Origin of the sequence: Geodermatophilus obscurus (assembly GCF_900115395.1) — a bacterium.
GTDB classification, from domain to species: Bacteria; Actinomycetota; Actinomycetes; order Mycobacteriales; family Geodermatophilaceae; genus Geodermatophilus; species Geodermatophilus obscurus_B.
Map to the genome: position 1 here is coordinate 273,429 of NZ_FOWE01000005.1, position 16,915 is coordinate 290,343.

Sequence of the window (16,915 nt, forward strand, 5' to 3'; positions counted from 1 at the left end):
ACGACCGGACGCCTCACCGGGCGGGCGGTGCGCGCTCTTGGCATGCTCGCCGCGTCTCCAGGACGGCGTCGTCCGGGCGCCGTCTGCGCACCGAGGAGGATGCCCGTGTCCACCACCGTCAGCAGGCCGGACACCGGCGGAGGACCCCCTCCGAGGGCCGGCCGCCGCCTCCCGCTGAAGAGCGTCCTGGTGTGGACGGCGGTCGCCGTCGTCGGTGCCGTCTGCTGGGGCGTGCTGGCCATCGCCCGCGGCGAGACCATCTCCGCGCTGTGGCTGCTGTTCGCCGCGCTGTGCTCCTACGCGATCGCCTACCGCTTCTACTCGCGGTTCATCACCTACAGGGTGTTGCGGGCCGACGACGCACGGGCCACCCCGGCCGAACGGCTGCAGAACGGCGTGGACTTCGACGTCACCGACCGCCGCGTCCTCTTCGGGCACCACTTCGCCGCGATCGCCGGCGCCGGACCGCTGGTCGGACCGGTGCTGGCCGCCCAGATGGGCTACCTGCCCGGCACCATCTGGATCGTCGTCGGCGTCATCTTCGCCGGCGCCGTCCAGGACCTCGTCGTCATGTTCTTCTCGATGCGGCGCAACGGGAAGAGCCTCGGCCAGATGATCCGCGAGGAGATCGGCGTCGTCGGCGGGGTCGCCGCGCTGATCGCCGTCTTCGCCATCATGATCATCATCCTGGCCGTGCTGGCGCTCATCGTGGTGAACGCGCTGGCCGAGTCGCCGTGGGGGGTCTTCTCCATCGGGCTGACCATCCCCATCGCCCTGTTCATGGGCGTCTACCTGCGGCGCCTCCGGCCGGGCCGGGTGCTCGAGGCCACCGGCATCGGCGTCGCCCTGCTGCTGCTGGCCATCGTCGCCGGCGGCTGGATCGAGGACACCGCCCTCGGCGACACGCTGACGCTGTCGCGGGAGTGGCTGGTCCTCGCCCTGGTGGTCTACGGCTTCGTCGCCTCGGTGCTGCCCGTGTGGCTGCTGCTCACGCCGCGGGACTACCTGTCGACGTTCATGAAGATCGGCGTCATCGTCCTGCTGGCGATCAGCCTGGTCATCGCCCGCCCGGTGCTCCAGGCCGACGCGGTCAGCGACTTCGCCGTGGCGGGCACCGGCCCGGTCTTCGCCGGCTCGCTGTTCCCGTTCGTGTTCATCACGATCGCGTGCGGGGCGCTGTCCGGCTTCCACGCGCTGATCTCCTCCGGGACGACGCCGAAGATGGTGGCCAAGGAGAGCCAGGTCCGCCTGATCGGCTACGGCGGCATGCTGATGGAGTCCTTCGTCGCCATCAGCGCGCTGATCGCCGCCGTCGTCATCGACCAGGGCCTCTACTTCGCGATGAACAGCCCCGCCGGCGCGACCGGGGGCACGGTGGAGTCCGCGGCCACCTACGTGCAGGGGCTCGGCTTCGACACCACGGCGCAGGACCTGGCCGCCGCCTCGGCGGCGGTCCAGGAGGACACGCTCATCTCGCGGACGGGCGGCGCCCCGGCACTGGCGGTCGGCCTGGCCCAGGTGTTCAGCCAGGCGTTCGGCGGCGGCGGCCAGGCGTTCTGGTACCACTTCGCGATCATGTTCGAGGCGCTGTTCATCCTCACCGCCGTCGACGCCGGCACCCGCGTGGGCCGGTTCATGCTGCAGGACACGATCGGCAACGTGTGGAAGAAGTTCGGCGACCTGTCGTGGCGGCCGGGCAACGTCATCGCCAGCGCCGTCGTCGTCGGCCTCTGGGGCTCGGTGCTCTACATCGGCGTCACCGACCCGCTGGGCGGGGTCAACCAGCTCTTCCCGCTGTTCGGCATCGCCAACCAGCTGCTCGCCGCCATCGCCCTGACGCTGTGCACCGTGCTGCTGGTCAAGCACGGGAAGCTGCGCTACGCCTGGGTGCCCGGGATACCGCTGGTGTGGGACCTCGTGGTCACCATGACCGCGAGCTGGCAGAAGGTCTTCTCCGGTGACCCGCGGGTCGGGTACTTCACCCAGGCGGGGGTGTACCGCGACGCCCGGGACGCCGGAGAGGTCCTGGCACCCGCCGCGGACGAGGGTCAGATGGACCAGATCGTCTTCAACTCCACCCTCAACGGCGTCCTGCAGGCGGTCTTCGCGCTGCTGACGCTGGTCGTGGTCGTGCACGCGGCCGTGGTCATCGCGAAGGCGATCCGCAACCGCGGTCTGCCGACCACCGAGGAACCGGCCGTGCCGTCGAGGCTCGTCGAGCCGGCCGGGCTCTTCGCGACGCCGGAGGAGAAGCGGGCCATCGCCGAGCACGAGCGGCTCGTCGGCGCCGGCGCCGGCCGCTCCGAGGCGGAGGAGAAGTGACGGCGACCGCCGCGGTCGCGCGCGCCTGGCGGGGCGTGCGCTGGTACCTCAAGGAGTTCACCGGCGAGGCCCGCTGGGACGACTACCTGGCGCACTGTGCCGAGCACGGGCACCAGCCGGTGTCCCGGCGGGAGTTCGAGCGGCGCCGCGCCGACGCCCTCGAGCGCAACCCGGTCAGCCGCTGCTGCTGAGCCCGTGACCCCGGCCCCCACAGGGGGCCGGGGTGCGGCCCCGGCCGGCCGTCGCCGCGGCGGCGCACCGGAGGCCCGCCGGCGCGCGTCCGCGCCGTGCGTGCGCCAGGCTCGCGGGCATGACCGACTCCTCCGGCCCGCCGTTCCGCGCCGACCACGTCGGCAGCCTCCTGCGCCCGCAGGCCCTCCTCGACGCGCGGGCGCGGGCGGCGGCCGGCGAGATCGACGCCGACGAGCTCCGCAGCACCGAGGACGCGGCGATCGCGGACGTGGTCCGGATGCAGCAGGACGTCGGCCTGCGGACGGCGACCGACGGGGAGTTCCGCCGTGCGTCCTGGCACATGGACTTCATCTACGCCATCGACGGGATCACCAAGGTCACCGGTGAGGACATCGTCGTCCACTTCCGCAACGCCGACGGCACGATCGACTACACGCCGGCCGGGCTGCACGTCGACGGGCCGCTGTCGATCGACGAGCCGGTCTTCGGGCGCGACCTGGAGTTCCTGCAGAGCCGGGTGACCGACGCCCAGACGGCGAAGCTGACCATCCCCTCGCCGTCGATGGTCCACTACCGCGGCGGCGCCGCGGCCATCGACCCGGCCGTCTACCCCGACGAGGACGCCTTCTGGGACGCGCTGTCGGCGGCCTACGCCCAGCAGGTGCGCGGCGTCGCCGAGCTGGGCTGCCGCTACCTGCAGCTCGACGACACCAGCCTGGCCTACCTCAACGACCCCGCCCAGCGCGCCGAGCTGGCCGCCCAGGGCCGCGACGCGGAGCACCAGCACGAGCGCTACATCCGCCAGATCAACGCCGCGCTCGCCGGCCGCCCGGAGGGCCTCACGGTCACCACCCACATGTGCCGGGGGAACTTCCGCTCCTCCTGGGTGGCCGAGGGCGGCTACGACTTCGTCGCCGAGGCGCTGTTCGGCGGCCTGGAGGTCGACGGGTTCTTCCTCGAGTACGACGACGCCCGCTCCGGCGGCTTCGAGCCGCTGCGCTTCGTGCCGCCGGGCAAGCGGGTGGTCCTCGGCCTGGTGACGACGAAGCGCCCGCAGCTGGAGTCGAAGGACGACCTCAAGCGGCGCATCGAGGAGGCGTCGCGCTTCGTGCCGCTCGAGCAGCTGGCACTGTCCCCGCAGTGCGGGTTCTCCTCGACCGTCGAGGGGAACGCGCTGACCCGCGACGAGCAGGTCGCCAAGCTGGCGCTCGTCGTCGAGGTCGCGCAGGAGGTGTGGGGCTACGCCTGAGCCCGGGCGGGCACGGGGTCGACGCCGCCCGCGCCCGGCCCGCAGCGGCGCAGCCGGCGCACGGTCAGCCACCCGCCGCGCAGGGCGCCGTGGGTGCGCAGCGCCTCCAGCCCGTAGGTGGAGCAGGTCGGGGTGAACCGGCAGACCGGCGGGCGGGTGGGGCTCACCCGGGTGCGGTAGGCGACGACGAGGCGGGTCAGCAGGCGGGCGCCGCGGGGCGTCCCGGCCGGTGCCGGCGACACCAGTGCCGCGGGGAGCGCCAGCCAGAGCAGGCTGAGCAGGCTCACGGCGTCGCAGCCGTGCTCGCAGCCGTCGCACGAGGAGTCACCGGACCCCCTCGACCGTCGTCGGGACGTCCGGCGTCGGGTGCACCCGGGGCGGCTGATCACGGGGCGGCATGCTGCACGGCCCCGGGCCGGAACGGAAGGGCCGCCCGCGCGGGTCGGGCGTGCAACGGTTCGTCCCGCGTGTCCCCACCCGTCGCTGCCGTCCCACGCGTGCTCCGGTCGGGCGGCCGGAGTGCCGAGGCTGGGGACAGGACCCGTACCCGCGGGCCACGTCCGAGGAGATCCCCGTGTCCGAGCCGTCCTCGCCCGACCACCACCGCCGGCTGACCGAGCTGCGCGCCGGCATGTCCGTGCTCACCAGCGCCGCCGCCGACCTGCACGTCGGCAGCCAGCCCGAGGTGCGGGTGCTCTCCGACGGGCGGTTGTGGCTGGCCGAGCAGGAGGTCGCGGTCACCGCCGCCGCCGTCTACCAGGCCGCCCGCGGGCTGGTCGCCGCGCAGCTCGACGCGATGGCCCAGGTCACCGGCCGGCCGGTCGAGGACCACGCGCTCGCCTGGCTGGTCACCCTGCAGACCAACGAGGTCATGGTCGGCCTCGACGCCGCGGCGCAGCTGGAGGACGACGCCGCCGCCTGACCGGGGACGGGCAGGCCGGCCGGATGACTCTGGCCACAGTCGGGACTGCACCGGGGCCGCCGCCGCATTGACCCTGCCGTGCCGAACCTCTGGGGACTCACGCGCTGCCGTGAGCTGGACCTCTGCCGGGTGACGACCGACCTGTGTCGCCGCCACCCGCGCCGTCGTCCCCGAACACCTCCCCGGAAAGGCACCCCCCCGTGCTCGCACGTCTCCGCCGCGTCCCCTTCGCGGCGCAGGTCCTCCTCGCCCTCGTCGTCGGCGTCGCCCTGGGCCTGGTGGCCCGCGACCTCGGCCCCGTCGCCGACGGCACGCCGAACTGGCTGACCAGCACCCTGCAGACCATCGGCGACACCTTCGTCACGCTGCTCAAGGCCCTCGTCCCGCCGCTGGTCGTCACCGCGGTGATCGTCAGCATCGCCAACCTCCGGCAGGTCTCCAACGCCGCTCGGCTGGCCGGTCAGACCCTGCTCTGGTTCGCCATCACCGCGCTGATCGCGGTCGGCATCGGCATCGGCATCGGCCTGCTCACCCAGCCGGGCCGCAACAGCTCCGTCGACGCCGCCGCGGCGCAGGCGCCGGAGTCCACCGGCTCCTGGTGGGACTTCCTCGCCGGTCTCGTCCCGCAGAACGTCCTGGGCCTGCAGGGCTCGCCGGACGGCTCGCTGTCGTTCAACGTCCTGCAGCTCATCGTGCTGTCGGTGGCGATCGGCGTCGCCGCGCTCAAGGTCGGCGACGCCGCCGAGCCCTTCCTCGGCTTCGTGCGCTCCGCCCTGGCGATCGTGCAGAAGGTGCTCTTGTGGGTCATCCTGCTGGCCCCGCTCGGCACCGTCGGCCTCATCGGCACCGCCGTCGCCACCTACGGCTGGGACTCCCTCGGCTCGCTCGGCGTCTTCGCCGGCTCCGTCTACGCCGGCCTCGCCCTGGTGCTGTTCGTCGTCTACCCGGTGCTGCTGCGGCTGCACGGCCTCTCGCCGCTGCGGTGGTTCGCCGGTGCCTGGCCGGCCATCCAGCTGGCGTTCGTCTCGCGCTCCTCGATCGGCACGCTGCCGGTGACCGAGCGGGTGACCGAGCAGAGCCTGGGCGTCCCGCGGTCCTACGCCTCGTTCGCCGTCCCGCTGGGCGCGACGACGAAGATGGACGGCTGCGCCGCAATCTACCCGGCGCTCGCGGCGATCTTCGTGGCCCAGTTCTTCGGCGTGGAGCTGTCGGTCACCGACTACCTGCTCATCGCCCTGGTGTCGGTGGTCGGTTCCGCGGCCACCGCCGGCGTCACCGGCGCGGTGGTCATGCTGACCCTCACGCTGTCCACGCTCGGCCTGCCGCTGGCCGGCGTCGGCCTGCTGCTGGCGGTCGACCCGATCCTCGACATGGGCCGCACCGCGGTGAACGTCGCCGGCCAGGCGCTGGTCCCGACGATCGTCGCCAAGCGCGAGGGCATCCTCGACCTCGAGCGCTTCCGCTCCGGCCGCGCGGCCGCCCCGGTGGCCGCCGCGACCGGCGGGGTCGACGCCGACCTGCGGCAGCCCGCCGCCGTCTGAGCGCACGCCCCGCCCCGACGGGCCGGTGACCTCCGCGCGGGGTCACCGGCCCGTCGTCGTGCCGGGGTCAGGCCGTGCCCTGCTCGGCGATGAGCTCGGCGACCTCCTCGGGCCGCTCGGAGCAGTCGTCGTCGGCGGCGGGCTGGTCCTGGGCCAGCCCGGTGACGCCGGCGTCCTCGACCGGCTCGAAGCCGCGCGCCTCGATGTGCCGCGGCACCCGGTTCTGCGCGTTGACCACGTGCGAGCGCGACAGCCAGCCCAGGCCGTCGTCCACCTGGAAGTCCAGGCCGCCGCCGGGTGCCCGCTGCACGTGCCCGGGGGAGGGCAGCAGCCCGACCAGCTGCACGGCCTGGTCGACGGTCAGCGTCGACGGCGGGGTGTCGAAGTAGTACCAGCTGGCCGAGCAGATGCCGTAGAGCTGCGGGCCGAGCTGCGCGTAGTTGACGTAGAGCTCCAGCATCCGGCGGTCGTCGACCACCAGCGCCAGCTCCATCGACAGGCCGGCCTCGATCGCCTTGCGCCAGGCGCTCATCGACTGGTTGAGGAAGAGGTTCTTGGCCACCTGCTGCGGGATGGTCGACCCCGACGGGTCCTCCTCGCCGCGCAGGCGCGCCTCCGCGCGGCCGGAGAGCTCGTCCCAGGTGAAGGCGCCGTCGCGGTAGGGGAGCGGCTGGTCCTCGTGGGCGATGACGGCGGCGAGGAAGTTCCGCGAGACGTACTCGACCGGCACCGACTGCTGGATGGCGCCCTGCTCGTTGGCCAGCATGAACGCCGTCGTCGGCGGGTCGACCCAGCGCAGCGACACCATGACCAGCGCCTGCAGCACGAAGACGACGGCCAGCACGCGGCCGACGCGGCGCAGCCGACGTCGCCGCCGGGGCCTCGGGACGTCCGAGGGCGGTGCCGCGTCCCGGCGCTGTCCGGTGTCGGGACGGGGCGGGGCCGGGGGAGGCGGACCCCAGGCGCCGGGCGGCGGCGCCGTCGGGCCGGGCGGCGGAGGTGCTCCCCACGGGTCGCCGTACGGCCGGCCCCGGTCGTGGTCGGGCACCGGCTGCGACATGCGCCGGGTGGGTGCGGGGTCGGTCCACCGCTGCTCGGGCGGAGGCTCACCGGAGGAACGGCGGTGGCGCGGCGCGAAGGGCATGCGGTGCTGTCCTCCCGGGGACCGACGGGAGTCCCCAGGGTACGGCCGGGTCCGGCGGAGGAGGACCACCGCGGCCGTGCGCGTCCCCGCCGCGCCGGACCCGGCCGAGGGGTGGAGGCGGTGACTGCCCCACGCCCGGCCCGGTGGAGGTCCTGCACCGCTGGGCCGTCCCGGGACCGGGCTCGGCCGGGCGATGAGTTCAGCCGGGGTCGCGGGTCTCCACTGCACGAGGAGCCGGGCCGCGTCGGGAGGCTCCCGCGAGGGGCACCTCGAGCTCGTCGAGGCCCACCCGTCCCCCAGCGGCACCGTCGCGCTGGTCCACCGGCCGGAGCGCACCTGAGGAGTGAGGAACCGTGGGCAGAGTGGTGGCGAACGCGATCACGTCCCTGGACGGGTACGTCGCCCGGCAGGACAACAGCATCGGCTCGTTGTTCGACTGGCTGCAGAACGGCGAGGTCGCACTCCCGACCCCCGCCGGCGACTTCACCGTCCAGCTGACCCCGCCCAGCGCGGAGCACTGGCGGCGGTGGACCTCGTCGCTGGGGGCGCTGGTCTGCGGCCGGACGCTGTTCGAGGTGGCGGGGGGCTGGCAGGGCCGGCACACCCTGGACGTCCCGGTCGTCGTCGTGACACACCGGGTTCCGGCGGACTGGGTCGAGGCGCACCCCGACGCTCCGTTCACCTTCGTGACCGATGGGGTCGAGGCCGCGGTCGCCCGGGCGCAGGAACTCGCCGGCGACCGCGTCGTGGCGATCACCGGTGGCACCATCGCCCGGCAGTGCCTCGAGCTGGGGCTGCTCGACGAGGTGGCCGTCGACCTGGTCCCCGTCGTGATGGGCGGAGGCAACCGCCCGTTCTTCGGCGAGCTGTCGTCCGGGGACGTCCTGCTCGGCAACCCGACGGTCTGCGTGCAGGGCGACAGGGTCCTCCACCTGGTGTTCCCGGTGCAGCGCTGATCCGGCGGGACACTGCCGGCGTCCGCCCGGCCGTGGCAGTCCGGTCCGAGCGCGCGAGAGGGGCCGGTGACCCGTGCAGGTCACCGGCCCCTCGTCGCCGCCGTGGGTCGATCAGATGTCGTAGTACATGGCGAACTCGTGCGGGTGCGGGCGGAGGCGGATCGGGTCGATCTCGTTCTCCCGCTTGTACTCGATCCACGTCTCGATCAGGTCGGGCGTGAAGACGCCGCCGTCGATGAGGTACTCGTGGTCGACCTCGAGCCGGTCGAGGACGGCGTCCAGCGACGCGGGCACCTTGTCGATGCCCATGGCCTCCTCGGGCGGCAGCTCGTAGAGGTCCTTGTCCACCGGAGCCGGCGGCTCGATCTTGTTCTTGATGCCGTCGAGGCCGGCCATCAGCATCGCCGAGAAGGCGAGGTAGGGGTTGGCCGACGGGTCGGGCACGCGGAACTCGATGCGCTTGGCCTTGGGGTTGTCGCCGGAGATCGGGATGCGGCAGCAGGCCGAGCGGTTGCGGGCCGAGTAGACGAGGTTGATCGGGGCCTCGTAGCCGGGCACCAGGCGGTGGTAGCTGTTGACCGTCGGGTTGGTGAAGGCCAGCAGCGACGGCGCGTGGGCCAGCAGGCCGCCGATGTAGTGCCGGGCGGTGTCGGACAGGCCCGCGTAGCCGGTCTCGGCGTGGAAGAGCGGCTCGCCGTCCTTCCAGAGGCTCTGGTGGCAGTGCATGCCCGAGCCGTTGTCGCCGAACAGCGGCTTGGGCATGAAGGTCACGGTCTTGCCGTGCGCCCAGGCGGTGTTCTTGATGACGTACTTGAACAGCATCAGGCTGTCGGCCGACCGCAGCAGCGTGTCGAACTTGTAGTTGATCTCGGCCTGGCCGCCGGTGCCGACCTCGTGGTGACCGCGCTCGAGCTGCAGGCCGACGCCGGTCAGGTTGGCCATCATCGTGGCGCGCAGGTCGCTGTAGTGGTCGAAGGGCTCGACCGGGAAGTAGCCGCCCTTGGCGCGGGTCTTGTAGCCGAGGTTGGGGCCGCCGTTCTCGCCGGTCGGCGACCCGGAGTTCCAGGAACCCTCGACCGAGTCGATGTGGTAGTAGCCCTCGTTGATGCCGGTCGAGTGCCGGATCGAGTCGAAGATGTAGAACTCCGCCTCGGGGCCGAAGTAGGCGGTGTCGGCGATCCCGCTGCTGGCCAGGTAGGCCTCCGCCTTCTTCGCCACGTTGCGCGGGTCGCGGCTGTAGGCCTCGCGCGTGATCGGGTCGTGGATGAAGAAGTTGACGTTGAGCGTCTTGTGCTTGCGGAACGGGTCCAGGAACGCGCTGTTGGCGTCGGGCAGCAGCAGCATGTCCGACTCGTTGATCGCCTGGAAGCCGCGGATCGAGGACCCGTCGAAGCCCAGGCCGTCGGAGAAGGTGTCCTCACCGAACGTCGACGCCGGGATGGTGAAGTGCTGCATGACGCCGGGCAGGTCGCAGAAGCGGACGTCGACGAACTCGACGTCGTTGTCGCGGATGTAGGCGGCGACCTCGTCGGGACTGGTGAACATCGATCCTCCGGGAGTGGGCGGTCTGCCGCTCGAACGCTATGGCCGGGGAGTTGCCCGGGGGTGTCCCGCCTGTTTCCGGGCGGTAACAAGGCCCTCGGCGTGTCGGCGCGGTGAGGTGCTGGAACGGCCCTCCTGCAGGGCACCGCCGGGAGCCTGCGAGCGTCGGGGGCAGGAGGGTCATCTGTCTACGCTGGTGGGCATGGTCGGGGACGCGCAGCCACCCTCTCAGGCGCGCCGGCGCGGCGCCTCCCTGGGCCTGCCCGCCGACGGACCGGGATCGCTGGCTCCCTTCGGCACCCGGGTGCTGGCCTTCCTCGTCGACGCGTTCCTGTCCGCGGTGGTCGCCGGCTTCTTCACCGCCCCCGACCTGCCCGGCAACTGGAGCCTGCTGTCCCTCGCCGTGGTGTACGTCGTCTCGCTGCTCGCCGTCGGCCAGACACCCGGCATGCGGCTGCTCGGGCTGCGGCTGGCCCACCCGCGCCCCGCGGCCCGTCTCGCCCTGTGGCGCGCGGTCGTGCGCACCGGGCTGCTGTTCCTCCTGGTGCCCGCCCTCGTCGTCGACGCCGACGGCCGCGGCCTGCACGACCGGCTCACCGACACCGCCGTCGTCCGCGACCGCTGACGGACCACCGTGCCCCCCACCGCTCCCGGGCCCGCGGCGGGACCCCGCGCGATGGCCGTGCGGCGCGAGCGGCCCGCCGAGCACGCCGCCGTCGAGGCCCTCCACCGGGCGGCGTTCCCCACGGCGGTGGAGGCGCGGCTGCTCGCCGAGCTCCGCGAGGACGTCGGCTTCCTGCCGCACCTCTCGCTGGTGGCCGTCGAAGGCGCGGACGTCGTCGGCCACGTGATCGCCACCCGCGGCTGGGTCGAGCCCCTCGGCGCCGCCGCGCTCGGCCTCGGGCCGGTCGGTGTGCGGCCCGACCGGCAGGGGCGGGGGATCGGCACCGTGCTGGTGCACGCGCTGCTCGCCGTCGCCGAGGCGGCGGGGGAGCGGCTGGCCGTCCTGCTCGGCGACCCAACCTACTACCGGCGGTTCGGCTTCCTGCCCTCGACCGAGCTGGGCGTCGAGCCGCCGGACCCCGGCTGGGGCGCGCACTTCCAGGCCCGGGCCCTGGCCGACGGCGCCCCGCGCGGCACCTTCCGCTACGCCGCGCCCTTCGACGACCTGTAGCCGGCGGGGGAACCAGGCCGTCCGCATACCGGGGTCGCGGCGGCCCGGCCGGCGGTCCCGTCGGCGGTAGCGTCGCCCGATGGGGCAGCGAGGCGGCCGGAGCAGGCTCGGCGATGCCGCGGCCGCGTTCGCGAGCAACACCCGGAACCGCGACCTGCGCCGCGCCCAGCTCAGCTTCCTCGGCGCGTGGACGGCCGAGTGGGCGTTCACCGTGGGACTCGGGATCGTGGCCTACCGGGACGGCGGGGCGACGGCCGTCGGACTGGTCGGTCTGCTCCGGATGGTGCCGTCCGCGGTCCTGACCCCGCTGCTGTCCCCGCTGGCCGACCGGGGACGACGGGAACGCGTCCTGGTCCTGGTGTCCACCGTCCGCGGTGTGGCCACCGCCGCGACGGCGGTCGTCGTCGGCGTGGCCGGCCCACCGCAGGTCGTATACGCGCTGGCCGTGGTGTCGACGGTCGCCGCCACCCTCTACCGGCCGGCGCACTCGGCACTGCTCCCGTCGCTGTGCCGCACCGGGTACGAGCTGGCCAGCGCGAACGTGGTGCGCGGCCTGCTGGACTCCGTCGCGACGCTGGCGGGTCCGCTGCTGGCCGCGGTGCTGCTCCGGTTCGTCGGCCTGACCGCGGTGTTCGCCGTCTCGGCGGGAGCCTCCTGCTGGGCCGCCGTCCTGCTGCTGCGGCTGCGGTACGACGCGCCGCCGCGACCGTCCGCCCCGGTGGAGGTCCACCTGGTCGGTGAGGCGGCCGACGGCGTCCGCGCCGTCGTCCGCAACCGCGACCTGGCGCTCATCGTCGGCCTCGCCGCGGCGCAGACGTTCACCCGGGGGGCGCTGACCGTGCTCACCGTCGTGGTGGCGATCGACCTGCTGCGCACCGGCGAGCCCGGCGTCGGCACGCTCTCGGCCGCCATCGGGGCCGGTGCCGTCCTCGGCTCCCTCGCCGCCTCGCTGCTGGTCGGGACGCGCCGGCTCGGTGCCTGGTTCGCCGTCGGGGTGGCCCTGTTCGGCCTGCCGGTGACGCTCATCGGCGTCCTCCCGTACCAGGCCGCGGCGCTCGCCCTGCTGGCCTGCGTCGGCGTCGGCAACGCCCTGATCGACGTCGGGGGGTTCACGCTGCTGGCCAGGACGGCACCCGACGACGTGCTGGCGCGGGTCTTCGGCGTGCTGGAGTCCCTGGTCGCCCTGTCCACCGGGACGGGGGCCGTCGTCGCGGCGCTGGTGGTCGAGCAGGCCGGCGTGCGCACCGCGCTGCTGACGATGGGTCTGCTCGGTCCCGTCGCCGCGGCGGCCTCCTGGCACCGGCTACGGCAGCTGGACCGGTCCATCGGTGTCCGCGACCGGGACATCGACCTGCTGCGGGCCGTGGCCATGCTGGACCTGCTGCCCCTGCCGGCCATCGAGCAGCTGGCCCGCCGCATGGAGCCGGTCGCGGTGCCCGCGGGCGGCGTCGTCTTCGAGCAGGGCGACGTCGGCGACCGCTACTACGTGATCGAGTCGGGGAGCGTGGAGGTGGTCGGGGACGGGCGCGCCGTCGCGACCCTCGGTCCGGGGGAGGGGTTCGGGGAGATCGCGCTGCTCCGCAGCACCCGCCGGACGGCCACCGTCCGGGCCACCAGCGCCCTCCGGCTGCAGACGCTGCGCTCGGACCACTTCCTCCCGGTCGTCCTCGGCTACACGCCGAGCGCCCGGGAGGCGGGCACGGTCGTCGACACGATGCTCCACCGCTACGCGCCCCGGGACGCGCCCGAGCCGCCGGCCGGACGGCAGATCCCGTGACGACGCCCGGGGCCGGAGCGGGCACCGGCGGGGCCTGCGCCCGCTAGCGTGTCCCATGGCGTCCGGACGTGCACTGCTCCTGATCGCCGACATCGGCGGCTACACCGACTACATGGGCTCGCACCGGATGAGCCTCGCGCACGCCGAGGTGAACACCGGGCGGCTGCTGGAACAGGTGGTCGACGCCGCCCGCGGTTTCGACCTGGTCGAGATCGAGGGCGACGCGGCCTTCCTCGTCCGCCGCGCCGACACGCTCGGCGGCGGCGCCGCCCTCGCCGCCACCACGGACGCCGCCGTCGCGATGCACCGCGCGTTCCACCGCGAGCGGCACTACGTCGTGAGCAACCTGTGCCCGTGCAACGGCTGCACCGAGGCGAGCAACCTGACGCTGAAGTTCGTCGCCCACGTCGGCGAGGTCGCCACCCAGACCATCCGGCAGCGGCGCAAGCTCGTCGGGATCGACGTCATCCAGGTCCACCGGATGCTGAAGAACCCGGTGGACATCCCCGAGTACGTGCTCTTCTCCGACGAGCTCTACCGGGCCGGCGGGACCCCGCCGCCGGACCCCGCCCACGAGATCTCGCAGGACCTCGAGGGGATCGGCCCCGTCCGCGAGTGGTTCGTCGACGTCGCGGAGCTCGCGGGTCCCCTCCCGCCGCCGCCGGCGCCGTCCTGGCGTGGACGCCTCGGGCGGACGGTCGGTGTCGCCGGGGCCGGCATGCCCTACATGCTCGGCCTGCGGCGCCGGCGCCGTCCGGCTCCCGCGCTCTGACCCCGTCGGCGGCACCGACGGGGAGCCGCGCCGGCGGCCGGGCGGTGCTCCCGTCCGCGCAGGTCGTCAGCGGCGGCGGACCTGCCGCTGGCTGACCGTCATCTGCTTGCCGCCGGGCAGCGGGCCACCGGGGACCGGCATCCGCGCCCCGCCGAGCGCCGCCATGCGCTTGCCGAGGGTGTTGACCTCCCCGGCCGACAGGTTCCGGGGCAGCTTCATCACGTGGGTGCTGAGCTTGCGCAGCGGGACCTGCCCCTCCTCGTCGCCCACCATGACGTCGTAGATCGGGGTGTCGCCGACGATGCGCGCGATCTTCTTCTTCTCCTGCGCCAGCAGGCTCCGCACCCGGGTGGGGGAGCCCTCGGCGACGAGGATGATCCCGGGCCGGCCGAGCACCCGGTGGACGGCGTCGAGCTGGGCGGTGCCGGCGACCCCGGCGCTGACCCGCCAGTCGCCCCGCATGCCCTCGAGCACCCACGCCGCCGCGCCGGGCTGGCCCTCCACCTGGCGGTAGGCCGAGCCCTGCGCGCGGCGGCCGAAGACGATCATGGCCGCCAGCACGCCGGTGATGACCGCCAGCGGCAGCAGGAGGAACGGCGCGCCGAAGAGGATGGCCAGCAGCTCGACGGCGCCGGCCACCACCACGAAGGCGATGAGCATCAGCCACGGCAGCTTGGGGTCGTTCTTGCGCGTCAGCGAGTAGGCCTGCTTGATCATGCGGGCCTGGTTGCCGAGCTTCTTCAGGCGGCCCACCTTCGGCTTGCCGTCCTTGCCGAGCTTCGGGGGCTTGGCCGGCTTGCCGGGCTTGGCGGCACCGCCCGCGGTCGCCCCGGAGGCGGTGGCACCGGAGGCGGTGGCACCGGAGGCGGTCGCACCGGAGGCGGTGGCACCGGATGCGGTCGCACCGGACGCGGTGGCACCGCCCGTGGTCCGGCTCCGTCCGGTCGTCCCGGGACCGCGCCCGGCCTTCCCGGTGGGCGCGGCGGGACCTGTGGGCTTGCTGCGTGCCATGTCCCCAGGATAGGGGCGCGGGAGCGCACTCCCGGTGGGCACGCGGGCCGATCAGCCCCGAGGGGTCAGCCCGCGCGCCTCGACGGCCTGCTGGTAGAGCCGGCCGGCCCGGTAGGAACTGCGCACGAGCGGCCCGGCCAGCACCCCCGGGAAGCCGATCTCCTCGGCCTGCTGCTGGAAGCCGACGAACTCGTCGGGCTTGACCCAGCGGACCACGGGGTGGTGACGGGGTGAGGGGCGCAGGTACTGGGTGATGGTCAGCAGGTCGCAGCCGGCCTCGTGCAGGGCCCGCATGGTCTCCACGACCTCCTCCGGCTCCTCGCCCATGCCGAGGATGAGGTTGGACTTGGTGACCAGGCCGGCCTCGCGGGCGGCGGTGATGACCGCCAGCGACCGCTCGAAACGGAAGCCGGGCCGGATCCGCTTGAAGATGCGCGGCACCGTCTCGACGTTGTGCGCGAGCACCTCGGGCCGGGAGGAGAAGACCTCGGCGAGCTGGGCGGGGTCGGCGTTGAAGTCGGGGATGAGCAGCTCGACGCCGCAGCCGGGGACGGCGGCGTGGATCCGGCGGACGGTCTCGGCGTAGAGCCAGGCTCCGCCGTCGGGCAGGTCGTCGCGGGCGACGCCGGTCACCGTGGCGTAGCGCAGCTGCATCGTGGCGACGCTCTCGGCGACCCGACGCGGCTCGTCGGCGTCGAAGTCGGCCGGCTTGCCGGTGTCGATCTGGCAGAAGTCGCAGCGCCGGGTGCACTGGTCACCGCCGATGAGGAAGGTCGCCTCCCGGTCCTCCCAGCACTCGTAGATGTTGGGGCAGCCGGCCTCCTCGCACACCGTGTGCAGGCCCTCGCGGCGGACCAGCGACCGCAGCTGGGTGAACTCCGGGCCCGTCTTGAGCCGCGTCTTGATCCACTCCGGCTTGCGCTCGATCGGCACCTGGCTGTTGCGCACCTCCAGGCGGAGCAGCTTGCGGCCGGCCGGCTCGATCACGGCGGGGGAGGACGCGGCAGGAGAGGGAGTGGGGACCGCCGTCTCGCTCATGACCTGCACGGTACCCCTGGACGCACGCCGCCCCCGCGGCCTCGGGAGGCGGCGGGGGCGGCGGGGAACGGGTCGCGGACGGCTCAGGCCTGGCCGGCCGCCGGGCCCGCGGTCGGGCCCTCGGTGGAGCCGCCACCACCGCTGGTGAACGGCTCGGGAGCGGTCTGCGTGGGGTCGGTGGCGCCGGCGTCGTCGTCACCGGCCACGTTCTGGGCGTCACGGATGCCCATGTCGGACTCGGCGGGCGCCGAGTCGCCGGACACGAACATGGCGTCGGAGACGGTCTTGCCGGACTGGTCGCTGCTCGGGGAGCTGGGCACGGGGTCCTCTCGGTAGCTCGGGACGGGCCCGTCGCCGGTGGGGGCCGGCGTCCACGGGTCCTCCTTCCGGCGGCGCAGGAAGGCGAAGGTGGCCGCACCGACGGCGAGGGCGACGAGCACCCACGGCCAGCGGCGTGACGAGGTGTCCGTACCCACCTGCCGCCGGACCTTCGCAAGGGTCTTCGAAGACTTCCGCTTCGTCTTCCGCTTCCCCGTGCCGACGCTCGTCACCGTGCCGCCGACCAGCTCGGCGCGGCGCGCCTCCAGCTCGCCGAGGGCGGTGCCGACGCCGGCGACCAGGCTGTCGCGGGCGGAGCCGAGCGCCGGCCCGACGGTGTCGCGGGCGGCCGCCACGCGCGGTGCGACCTCGGTGGCCAGCGCGTGGCGGGTCGCCTCCTGCGCGGCCTCGAGGTGGGGGGCGAGGTCGGTGGCGGCCTTCACCGCGGCGGCGCCGACGGCGGCGAGCGCCGAGGTGACCGCGGGACCGGCGGACTCGCGGGCCGCCACCACGCGGGGGGTGAGGACCTCGACGGCGGCGTCGACCCTCTCGCGGGCCAGCTCCAGCGCCGGCGTGGTGGCGCCGCGGGCGGCCTCCACGCGCGGGGCCAGCGCCTCGCGGGCGGAGGCCACCACGGGCGCGGTGGCCGCGACGGCCGCGGCCAACCGCGGGGCGACGGCGACGCGGGCGGCGTCGAGGACCGGCCCGGCCACCTCGCGCGCGGCGTCGACGCGGGGTGCCAGCTGCTCCACGGCGGCGAGGCGGGCCTCGGTGACCGCGGCGCCGAGGTGGGCCAGGCCCTCCTGGAGCTCGGCCCCGATCACCTGGCCGCGGGACTCGGGTCCGAGGGCCGGCACACGGGACTGGGAGCGGAACACGGGATCGCACCTCCGGGTAGATCGACTCCGGCCATCCTGCCCGCTCCGCCGGGACAGCACACCCCCGGACCCCGCCCGG

General features: G+C 74.2%; 16 protein-coding genes. 10 read left to right on the top strand and 6 right to left on the bottom strand.

The annotated features are described in order from the left end of the window. Window positions 1–105 precede the first annotated feature (105 nt). From BM165_RS11930 to BM165_RS11940, 3 genes are all read left to right on the top strand, one after another. Window positions 106–2,322 carry a carbon starvation CstA family protein gene (locus BM165_RS11930; RefSeq protein WP_075013751.1) on the top strand — a complete coding sequence of 739 codons (2,217 nt, stop codon included), beginning with the start codon at window positions 106–108 and terminating at the stop codon, window positions 2,320–2,322. Further along, window positions 2,319–2,513, top strand: a complete 195-nt coding sequence (locus tag BM165_RS11935; protein ID WP_075013752.1) for a YbdD/YjiX family protein — start codon at window positions 2,319–2,321, stop codon at window positions 2,511–2,513. Before BM165_RS11930 ends, BM165_RS11935 begins: the two co-directional genes overlap by 4 nt. A 119-nt stretch (window positions 2,514–2,632) precedes the next feature. Next, on the top strand, window positions 2,633–3,763 hold the full coding sequence (locus BM165_RS11940; protein WP_075013753.1) for a 5-methyltetrahydropteroyltriglutamate--homocysteine S-methyltransferase: 1,131 nt from the start codon (window positions 2,633–2,635) through the stop codon (window positions 3,761–3,763). Here the strand turns inward: BM165_RS11940 and yidD are convergent. Beyond that, entirely contained in the window at window positions 3,754–4,050 is a 297-nt protein-coding gene (gene yidD / locus BM165_RS11945) for a membrane protein insertion efficiency factor YidD (RefSeq protein ID WP_244274181.1), read from the bottom strand. The two genes, BM165_RS11940 and yidD, sit on opposite strands and share 10 nt — an antisense overlap. 287 nt (window positions 4,051–4,337) lie before the next feature. Between yidD and BM165_RS11950 the strand changes: the two genes are divergently transcribed. Then, window positions 4,338–4,685, top strand: a complete 348-nt coding sequence (locus tag BM165_RS11950) for a hypothetical protein (protein WP_075013754.1) — start codon at window positions 4,338–4,340, stop codon at window positions 4,683–4,685. Window positions 4,686–4,885: 200 nt separating this feature from the next. Next, window positions 4,886–6,226: a dicarboxylate/amino acid:cation symporter gene (locus BM165_RS11955; RefSeq protein WP_075013755.1), complete on the top strand. Its 1,341-nt coding sequence runs from the start codon at window positions 4,886–4,888 to the stop codon at window positions 6,224–6,226. Between the two features lie 67 nt (window positions 6,227–6,293). Here the strand turns inward: BM165_RS11955 and BM165_RS11960 are convergent, their stop codons facing one another. Then, entirely contained in the window at window positions 6,294–7,070 is a 777-nt protein-coding gene (locus BM165_RS11960) for a transglycosylase domain-containing protein (RefSeq protein WP_244274182.1), read from the bottom strand. 653 nt (window positions 7,071–7,723) lie between these two features. On the opposite strand from BM165_RS11960, the gene BM165_RS11965 reads away from it, so the two are divergent. After that, window positions 7,724–8,326 carry a dihydrofolate reductase family protein gene (locus BM165_RS11965; RefSeq protein ID WP_075013756.1) on the top strand — a complete coding sequence of 201 codons (603 nt, stop codon included), beginning with the start codon at window positions 7,724–7,726 and terminating at the stop codon, window positions 8,324–8,326. A gap of 111 nt (window positions 8,327–8,437) precedes the next feature. Here BM165_RS11965 and glnA read toward each other — a convergent pair whose 3' ends face one another. Further along, complete coding sequence (glnA, locus tag BM165_RS11970) at window positions 8,438–9,871, bottom strand: type I glutamate--ammonia ligase (protein ID WP_075013757.1); 1,434 nt, start codon at window positions 9,869–9,871, stop codon at window positions 8,438–8,440. A 199-nt stretch (window positions 9,872–10,070) separates the two neighbouring features. Here glnA and BM165_RS11975 point away from each other — a divergent pair, with 199 nt between their 5' ends. The 4 genes from BM165_RS11975 to BM165_RS11990 all read left to right on the top strand — a co-directional run bounded on the left by BM165_RS11975 (window position 10,071) and on the right by BM165_RS11990 (window position 13,591). Then, window positions 10,071–10,493 carry an RDD family protein gene (locus BM165_RS11975; protein ID WP_075013890.1) on the top strand — a complete coding sequence of 141 codons (423 nt, stop codon included), beginning with the start codon at window positions 10,071–10,073 and terminating at the stop codon, window positions 10,491–10,493. Between the two features lie 51 nt (window positions 10,494–10,544). Further along, entirely contained in the window at window positions 10,545–11,042 is a 498-nt protein-coding gene (locus BM165_RS11980) for a GNAT family N-acetyltransferase (RefSeq protein ID WP_075013758.1), read from the top strand. 79 nt (window positions 11,043–11,121) lie between these two features. Then, window positions 11,122–12,819 carry an MFS transporter gene (locus BM165_RS11985; protein WP_075013759.1) on the top strand — a complete coding sequence of 566 codons (1,698 nt, stop codon included), beginning with the start codon at window positions 11,122–11,124 and terminating at the stop codon, window positions 12,817–12,819. Window positions 12,820–12,874: 55 nt separating this feature from the next. Next, the gene (locus BM165_RS11990; protein ID WP_075013760.1) at window positions 12,875–13,591 is read left to right on the top strand and encodes a DUF2652 domain-containing protein; all 717 of its coding nucleotides are present in this window, start codon (window positions 12,875–12,877) and stop codon (window positions 13,589–13,591) included. Between the two features lie 66 nt (window positions 13,592–13,657). Here the strand turns inward: BM165_RS11990 and BM165_RS11995 are convergent, their stop codons facing one another. From BM165_RS11995 to BM165_RS12010, 3 genes are all read right to left on the bottom strand, one after another. Continuing rightward, window positions 13,658–14,602, bottom strand: a complete 945-nt coding sequence (locus BM165_RS11995; protein WP_177225175.1) for a DUF4191 domain-containing protein — start codon at window positions 14,600–14,602, stop codon at window positions 13,658–13,660. Window positions 14,603–14,653: 51 nt separating this feature from the next. Continuing rightward, window positions 14,654–15,640: a lipoyl synthase gene (gene lipA, locus BM165_RS12005; RefSeq protein ID WP_075013891.1), complete on the bottom strand. Its 987-nt coding sequence runs from the start codon at window positions 15,638–15,640 to the stop codon at window positions 14,654–14,656. An 83-nt stretch (window positions 15,641–15,723) separates the two neighbouring features. After that, a complete protein-coding gene (locus tag BM165_RS12010; protein WP_143108138.1) occupies window positions 15,724–16,836 on the bottom strand; it encodes a hypothetical protein in 1,113 nt (370 codons plus the stop codon). Between the last annotated feature and the right edge of the window lie 79 nt (window positions 16,837–16,915).